Genomic DNA, 8,307 nt, shown 5'->3' with positions numbered 1-8,307 from the left:
CACACCGTCGAAATCGATTCGACTGGCAAGGGCACCTTGGTTCTGGAAAACACCAACGGTGAAGATGTCTATGTCGATGGAAGCGCTGTAACCGCGACGGTCACCGCGATCAATGGTGGCAACTTCGAGGCGACCAGCGTCACTGGCGCGACTGCAACCGTAGCCATCACAGACACCGAAACCCCAGTCACGGTGACGGTCACCGCGCATGACGCGACAGAAGCCGACGCTAAGGTGAACTTCGACTTCCAACTGAGCCACAAGCCGCAGGACGGCTACCCAACCAGCCTGGCAGTACTGGTCGGCACCGTTACCTATACGGTCAGCATCGATGCCAATGGCAAGGGAACCCTGGCCGTGGCGAATCCGAACGGCGAGGACTACTACAACGATGCCAGCACCCTGACAGCGAAAGTAATCGGCGGCACTGGCGGTAACTTCGAGAAGATTGAAACGGGAGCTACCGCCACTGCGAACATCGCCGATACTGAAACGCCTGTCACCGTGGCTGTTACCGCCAACAACGCAGTAGAAGGCGACCCTTTCGTCAACTTCGAGTTCCAGCTCAGTCACGCCCCACAGAGTGGTTACCCAGCGAGCCTCACCGTCAATGTCGAGGGGACGATCTACACGGTCGCGCTGAACGCCAGCGGTTATGGCACGTTGGACGTGGTGAACACCAACGTGGAGGACGTCTACAAGGACGTCAGCACCGTAACGGCCACGGTGACCTCGATCAATGGTGGTAACTTCGAAAAAGGCGATGTCAATGGCGCTCAAGCCACAGCTATCGTCGCCGATACGATCAACAGCACCACAGTCAAGGTAACCGCTGACGCGGCCACCGAGGCTGACAGTACTGTCACATTCCACTTTGAACTGAGCAATGTACCGAAGGGCAGCGGCGCGACCATCCTCACAGTGAACGTTGCCGGTTCGCTGTATCAGGTCACTGTGGATGCTGCGGGCAAAGGTGTGCTGTCTGTCACCAACCCGAACTCCGAAGACGTATTCAAAGACGCAAGCACCCTCACCGCGACCGTGACCAATGTCACGGGCGGCAACTACGAGAAAGTCGATTACACCGGTGCCACCGCGACCGCGAACATCGCTGACACGATCGACACCGTTTACGCCAAGATCAGCATCGTCAACGGCTCGGTCACCGAAGGTGGCACCTTCACCTACAAGGTCGACCTGGTCGACGCCACGGGCAAGGCCATCACCGTTCCAACCGGCAAATCGGTGACGGTGAACCTGGAGTGGAGCGGCACTGCGGACGCCTCCGACGTTGTCGGTACGCTGCCGAAAAGTGTCACCATCACCGGTGGCAACAGCAGCTACTCGTTCGATGTGAAGACCTACGACGACACCAAGATCGAGGGTGATGAAACGCTGACGGCCACTATCAAGCAGGTGGTCGACAACAACAACTTCTACGAGAACCTGGCTGTTGGCAGCCAGAACACCGCCACCGGGACGATTTTCGACAACGATAAAGGCCCGCAGGTGATCGCCAACTCCACGGCCTCTATCGTCGAGAGTGGTACTGCCGGCGGCGCCGACGTGGTGCTGGTGCTCGATCGTTCGGGCAGCATGGGGCCACGCGGCGTTGCGGGGGGTAGCGACCCGGATGGCGCAGGCCCTTACAACAGCCGCCTGGAAATGCTCAAGGACGCGGTCAAGAACCTGTTCCAGTCGGGCACCGTGCACTCGGTGTTCATCGTGTCGTTCGCCAGCAGCGCCACCTTCCACAGTTCTGGCAAGGACGGTGGCTGGTACACCAACCTGGACGATGCGCTCAAGGCCATCGACAACCTCAACGCTGGCGGTACGACCAACTACGCCTCGGCGCTGAACGCGGTCACCAACAACTACACCAACCCTCCTGCAGGCGGCAGCAAGCTGGTGAGTATCTTCATGTCCGACGGCGCGCCGAACGACGCCTCGGCCAACGAAAGCACCTGGATCAACTTCCTGAACAACAAAGGCTTCAACGATTCCTACGCTGTCGGTTTCGGTGGGCTGAGCAACCAGGATAAGAACTACCTGGAACCTATCGGCTGGAAGCCGGGTGAAACCACTAACTCGATCACCAGCGGCGCGGCCGATGATCACGTGCTGGTGGTGGATACCTCGCTGAGTGCGCTGACCCAGGCGCTGGTCGGCAGCATCGGCGGCAGCGCCGTGTCTGGCGATGTCACCGCCAATGCTACCGGCGGCACAGCCGGCTGGGCGGCCAACGGCTGGAAACTGGCTTCGGTACAGTACGGCGGCGTGACTTACACCTTCACCAACGCCACCGACAGCAAGACCATCGACTTGGGCACTGTAGGCAAAGTAATCATCAAGGGTGACGGCAGCTACACGTTCTCGGGTAAAGACAACCAGGACGTTGCCAACGATCTGTCGGCTGAGCTGAAGTTTACTATTCGTGATGCCAATGGTTCGACGGCCTCGTCTACCTTGACGCTGACCGTCAAGGACCGCAGCGATGCGATTGCTGCCAACGACGACATCACGGCCAACCTGACTTCGTCGAAAGTGACCACGGCGGCTTACACCACCACATTGGCAACTTTCTCGAACAATGAGAGCAACGCCTGGAAGTTCACCAATGTCTACGATCGGGACTCGAACCTGTCGGAGAAACTCGGCTCGAACCTGAACAACTGGTCATCTAGCTCGCTCAGCGGCAGCACGCTCGATGCGGCCCGTAGCAGCAGCGCCCTGAAACTGACTGACAACAACGGCTACGGCGACGGTGATGCTCAGGCGGTAACGCCAACTTACACCGCCGTCGGTGGTGAGACCCTGTCGTTCACGGTCACCAACAACACCTTGAGCAACTTCTTCGGCCAGGACACCGCTGGCTGGAGCCTTTACAAGAGCCTGGACAATGGAGCTACCTGGACGCTGGCGCAGAGTGGGGACATCACCAGCAACACGTCCTACGCCGAAACGCAGTCGCTGACGGCTGGGGCGATGTACCGCATCCTGTTGAGCGTGCACGATGACACCTACTGGAATAACGGCAACGCCTCGATCACCGTCGATAACTTCCAGGCCAACGTGCCGGAGACGACTTCGATCGTGTGGACGGCCAACGCTGTAACCGGTTCGGTCGCCACCAATGACACCTGGGGCGCCAATGGTGAGACCTCGACCCTGTCGGTCAAGGTTAATGGCAGCTGGGTGGATGTCACTGCCGGCATGAAGGTCACCGGCCTGTATGGCGACCTGACCATCAACAAGGACGGCTCGTACAGCTATCAGCCGACCGCGAGCAAGGACAACGCCGGCCACGTGGATTCGTTCGAGTACAAGCTGACCCAGCCGGACGGCGACACCGATACCGCGCACCTGTACGTGACGCTTACTGCGTCCGGCCCAGGCGCTACTGGGGCAACCACCCCTGCCTGGACCAGCGGCAACGACACTCTGCTGGGCACGGACGGCAACGACATCATCTTCGGCGGTGCCGGTAACGACACTCTGATCGGCGGCAAGGGCAACGACACCCTCACCGGCGGCAGCGGCGCTGATCTGTTCGTCTGGAAGGCGGGGCATACCGGCAACGATGTCATCACCGACTTCAAGGCGTCCGAAGGTGATCGTCTTGACTTGAGCGACCTGCTGCAGGGCGAAAAGGGCAGCAACATCACCGATTACCTGAAGGTCTCCACCGTCAATGGCGAGACCGTTCTGCAGGTGAGCAGCAAAGGTGAGCTGAATGCGACCGATGGTGCAAACCATGTCGACACCACCATCACCATGCAGGGCGTGAACTGGTCGAGCGCCACGATCAACTCGCTGGTGGGCGGTGCCGACCCGTTGATCAAGATCGACAACCACAACAGTTGATGCTCACCCCGACAGTGGCAGGTAGCAGCTGCCGCTGTCGGGACGCTTCGGTCCGAGTGCTACGCTTCCCTGCGACCGGCGGGGAGGCGCATACTCGCCTGCCATTTCATTGCGCAACCATCCGAAAGGTACCCTCGTGACGTTGGACAACGCCCTGATCTACGTACAACGCGACCCCGAAGGCCGTCTGCAACGTGTCGAGCCCAACCCATTTCCCGGGCACACGGAAGTCCTTACCGCCGACCACGCCGAGGTTCAGCATTGGTTCGCTGATGATGTTGTGGAAAACAGTTTGCGCCAGCTCAAGCAGAGCGACCTGGACATGATTCGCGTGCTGGAAGACCTGATCGACGTGCTCACCACCAAAGGCGTGCTCAGCATCACTGACCTGCCAGCCGGTGCCCAGGCGAAACTGCTCAACCGCTCAACCGCGCGCAAGGCGCTGGGGGGCTTGAGCAACCTTATCGAAGATGGGGCGGAACATGGCCTTATCTGAGCGGGACGTGCTCATATGGTTATGCATTAAAGGTATTTAAATTATTTTTCTTATGCCTTTATAGTTGCTCCCACTGCGTACCCGTCGACCAATCGATGCGCCGCACGACTTGAACCCACACGGGTAATCCCCGTGCGTTTCTGATCGTTGCGCGCCATTGACGTCGCGCACTGCGTGGGAGTGACACATGCCAGCCGCCTCGAACGCCTTGTCGTCCAACGACAGCGCCCAGCCGCAATCCTTTGAAATCCATCCGTTCTCCGGTGCCGTCGGTGCCGAGGTCATTGGCCTGGACCTGGCCAAGCCGGTTACCGCCGAGGATTTCACCCGAATTCATCGCGCCCACCTCGACCACCATGTGCTGGTGTTCCGTGACCAGCGCATCAGCCCGGAACAACAGATCGCCTTCAGCCGCCGCTTCGGTGAGTTGCAGATCCATGTGCTCAAGCAGTTCCTGCTCACAGGCCACCCGGAAATCCTGATCGTCTCCAACATCGTCGAACATGGCCAGAACATCGGCCTGGGCGATGCCGGCAAGTTCTGGCACTCGGACCTGTCGTACAAGGAGCTGCCAAGCCTCGGCTCCATGCTGCACGCGCAGGAGCTGCCCAGCGAAGGTGGCGACACCCTGTTCGCCGACATGCACAAAGCCTGGGACGCCGTGCCAGAGGCTCTGCGCAAGGTGGTCGAGGGCCGACGTGCCGCGCACTCCTACACCGCCCGTTACGCTGAAACCAAATTTGAAGGCAACTGGCGCCCGACCTTGACCGCCGAGCAGCTCGCGCAGGTCAAGGAAGTCATCCACCCGGTGGTACGCACCCACCCGGAGAACGGCCGCAAGGCGCTGTTCGTCAGCGAAGGCTTCACCACCCGTATCGTCGGCTTGCCTGACGATGAAAGCCGCGACGTGCTGCAGCAGCTGTACGCGCTGAGCGTGCTTGAGCAGAACATCTACCGCCATCAGTGGCAGCCCCACGACCTGGTGTTCTGGGACAACCGTTCGCTGATCCACCTGGCTACCGGTTGCCCGGCGCACCTGCGCCGCAAACTGTTCCGCACCACCATCCAGGGCGATGCCCCGTTCTGACGACTGAGGAATTCATCATGCGCAAACCCATCAGCCGCCTGGCGGCAAGCATCGGCCTGGGCCTCAGCCTGGTTGTCGGCAGCCTGGCGGCCCCCGCCGTGGCGCACGCCGAAGGCAAGATCCGCATCGCCGAGCAGTTTGGCATCGTCTACCTGCTGCTCAACGTGGTACGCGACCAGCAACTGATCGAGAAGCACGGCAAAGAGCAGGGTATCGACATCGAAGTCGACTGGGCGCAGCTGTCCGGCGGCTCGGCGATCAACGACGCGTTGCTGTCCGGCTCGGTGGACATCGCCGGTGCCGGGGTCGGCCCGCTGCTGACCGTGTGGGACCGCACCAAGGACCGGCAGAACGTCAAGGCCGTGGCCTCGCTGGGTAACTTCCCGTACTACCTGGTCAGCAGCAACCCGAACGTGAAGACCATCGCCGACATTTCCGACAAGGACCGCATTGCGGTGCCGGCCGTGGGGGTTTCGGTGCAGTCGCGTTTCCTGCAGTACGCCGCTGCTCAGCAGTGGGGTGACAAGGAATACAACCGCCTCGACAAGTACACCCTTGCCGTGCCGCACCCGGATGCCACCGCCGCATTGCTGGCCGGCGGCACCGAACTGAACGGGCACTTCTCCAACCCACCGTTCCAGGACCAGGCGCTGGCCAACAAGGACGTGCACGTGGTGCTCAACAGCTATGACCTGCTCGGCCCCAACTCGCCGACCGTGCTGTTCGCTACCGAGAAATTCCGCAAGGACAACCCCAAGACCTACAAGGCCTTCGTCGATGCCCTCGCCGAGGCGGCGGACTTCGCCCAGAAGGACAAGGCCGCTGCAGCGGATACCTACATCCGCGTGACCAAGGCCAAGATCGACCGCGACGCGCTGATCAAGCTGATCGACAACCCACAGTACGAATTTACTGTCACGCCGAAGAACACCTACAAGCTGGCCGAGTTCCTCTATCGGGTTGGCGCCATCAAGCACAAGCCGGAATCCTGGAAGGACTACTTCTTCCAGGATGAACGCCCGCTGCAGGGGAGCTGACCGCCCATGACCGCCCCTTTGCCAGGCCACACGGCCAGCAACCTGAGCCGTGTCGCTACATCGCCGTTGCTCCAGGTGGACAACCTGAGCCTTGAATACCGCACCGCGCAGCACGTGGTGCGGGCAACCCATCAGGTCAGCTTCGAAGTCGACCGTGCCGACCGCTTTGTGCTGCTTGGTCCGTCGGGCTGCGGCAAGTCCACCTTGCTCAAGGCCGTGGCGGGCTTCATCGACCCCCGGGAAGGGCAGATTCTGTTGCAGGGAAAACCGGTAAACGGCCCCGGCCCTGACCGCATCGTGGTGTTCCAGGAGTTCGACCAGCTGCCGCCGTGGAAAACGGTGAAAGAGAACGTCCTGTTCCCGCTGGTGGTGTCTGGCCAGCTCAAGCATTCCGAGGCCGAGGAACGGGCCTTGCATTACCTGGACAAGGTCGGTCTGGCAGCCTTTGCCGATGTCTACCCGCACATGCTGTCGGGCGGGATGAAGGCACGCGTGGCGATTGCCCGGGCGCTGGCCACCCAGCCGAAGATCCTGCTGATGGATGAGCCGTTCGCCGCTCTGGATGCGCTGACCCGGCGCAAGATGCAAGAAGAACTGCTGCTGCTGTGGGAGGAAGTGCGCTTTACCTTGTTGTTCGTCACCCACTCCATCGAGGAGGCGCTGGTGGTCGGCAACCGCATCCTTCTGCTGTCGCCCCATCCGGGCCGGGTTCGGGCGGAGGTGCACAGCCACCAGTACGACCTTGGCAGCATGGGTGGCGCGGACTTCCAGGCCAGTGCGCGGCGCATCCACCGGTTGCTGTTCGACGAGGCCGAAGCGCCTGATCCGGCTGACAACCTGGGCTTCAACGACATTCGCATCGCTTACTGACAGGAGCTTCAGCCATGACCCCTACACCTGTGCGCCAGGAATACGAGGTGCAGCTGGAGCCTTTGCTCAGTGTGCCTGTGGAACGCAACCTACCCTTGGTCCAGCGCCTGTGGCAGCACGGCTGGCTGCGCAAGGCCGTGATCCTGGTGGTGATCGCCGCCTTGTGGGAAGCAATCGCCCGCTACCAGGGTAACGACCTGCTGCTGCCAACCTTCCTGCAGACCGCCGCCGCCTTGTGCGACGGCCTGCTCAGTGGTGAGCTGCCGGCCAAGGTCGGCGTGTCGCTGGTGATTCTGCTCAAGGGTTACCTGCTGGGCATCGTGCTGGCCTTCGGCCTGACCAGCCTGGCGGTGTCGACCCAGCTCGGTCGTGATCTGCTGGGCACGCTGACCTCGATGTTCAACCCGTTGCCGGCGATTGCCCTGCTGCCCCTGGCGCTGCTGTGGTTCGGGCTGGGTGACAACAGCCTGATCTTCGTGCTGGTGCATTCGGTGCTGTGGGCGCTGGCACTGAATACCTATGCGGGATTTCTCGGGGTGTCGGAAACCTTGCGCATGGCCGGGCGCAATTACGGCCTGAAGGGGCTGCGCCTGGTCCTGCACATCCTGGTGCCGGCGGCGTTGCCCTCGATTCTCTCGGGGCTGAAGATCGGCTGGGCGTTCGCCTGGCGCACGCTGATCGCTGCCGAACTGGTGTTCGGCGCCAGCAGCGGCAAGGGCGGGCTGGGCTGGTATATCTTCCAGAACCGCAACGAGCTGTATACCGACAAAGTGTTTGCCGGGCTGGCGGTGGTGATCCTGATCGGCTTGCTGGTCGAGGGGCTGGTGTTCAATACCCTGGAGCGGTTGACCGTTCGGCGGTGGGGCATGCAGCGGTAATACACCTGTGCCGGGGGGGGGGGGGGGGGGGGGGGGGGGGGGGGGGGGGGGGGGGGGGGGGGAGGGGGGGGGGGG

The 8,307-nt window shown here is 61.6% G+C and carries 6 protein-coding genes; all 6 read left to right on the top strand.

The genetic code is table 11. The features are described from left to right. Positions 1-3,864: immunoglobulin-like domain-containing protein (locus ACLEJU_RS28460; RefSeq protein WP_440776772.1), on the top strand; the 3,864-nt coding region annotated here is incomplete at its 5' end. 154 nt (positions 3,865-4,018) lie between these two features. Then, positions 4,019-4,360 carry a tryptophan synthase subunit beta gene (locus tag ACLEJU_RS28455; RefSeq protein ID WP_435425570.1) on the top strand — a complete coding sequence of 114 codons (342 nt, stop codon included), beginning with the start codon at positions 4,019-4,021 and terminating at the stop codon, positions 4,358-4,360. A gap of 187 nt (positions 4,361-4,547) precedes the next feature. Continuing rightward, positions 4,548-5,447 carry a TauD/TfdA dioxygenase family protein gene (locus tag ACLEJU_RS28450; RefSeq protein ID WP_435425566.1) on the top strand — a complete coding sequence of 300 codons (900 nt, stop codon included), beginning with the start codon at positions 4,548-4,550 and terminating at the stop codon, positions 5,445-5,447. Positions 5,448-5,464: 17 nt separating this feature from the next. Beyond that, positions 5,465-6,484, top strand: a complete 1,020-nt coding sequence (locus ACLEJU_RS28445) for an ABC transporter substrate-binding protein (protein ID WP_435425567.1) — start codon at positions 5,465-5,467, stop codon at positions 6,482-6,484. A gap of 6 nt (positions 6,485-6,490) precedes the next feature. Next, positions 6,491-7,354 carry an ABC transporter ATP-binding protein gene (locus ACLEJU_RS28440; RefSeq protein ID WP_435425568.1) on the top strand — a complete coding sequence of 288 codons (864 nt, stop codon included), beginning with the start codon at positions 6,491-6,493 and terminating at the stop codon, positions 7,352-7,354. Positions 7,355-7,368: 14 nt separating this feature from the next. Then, positions 7,369-8,232, top strand: a complete 864-nt coding sequence (locus tag ACLEJU_RS28435; RefSeq protein ID WP_435425569.1) for an ABC transporter permease — start codon at positions 7,369-7,371, stop codon at positions 8,230-8,232. Positions 8,233-8,307 lie beyond the last annotated feature (75 nt).

This window comes from Pseudomonas sp. SMN11 (assembly GCF_052041945.1).
GTDB lineage: Bacteria > Pseudomonadota > Gammaproteobacteria > Pseudomonadales > Pseudomonadaceae > Aquipseudomonas.
Note: the sequence above shows the minus strand (reverse complement) of the source record. Positions and strands in the feature narration are given on the sequence as shown.

What these genes read in the sequence shown, in the direction of transcription:
- ACLEJU_RS28445 (WP_435425567.1), top strand. Translation starts at nt 5,465, where the DNA reads ATGCGCAAACCCATCAGCCGCCTGGCGGCAAGCATCGGCCTGGGCCTC.
- ACLEJU_RS28435 (WP_435425569.1), top strand. Translation starts at nt 7,369, where the DNA reads ATGACCCCTACACCTGTGCGCCAGGAATACGAGGTGCAGCTGGAGCCT.
- ACLEJU_RS28440 (WP_435425568.1), top strand. Translation starts at nt 6,491, where the DNA reads ATGACCGCCCCTTTGCCAGGCCACACGGCCAGCAACCTGAGCCGTGTC.
- ACLEJU_RS28450 (WP_435425566.1), top strand. Translation starts at nt 4,548, where the DNA reads ATGCCAGCCGCCTCGAACGCCTTGTCGTCCAACGACAGCGCCCAGCCG.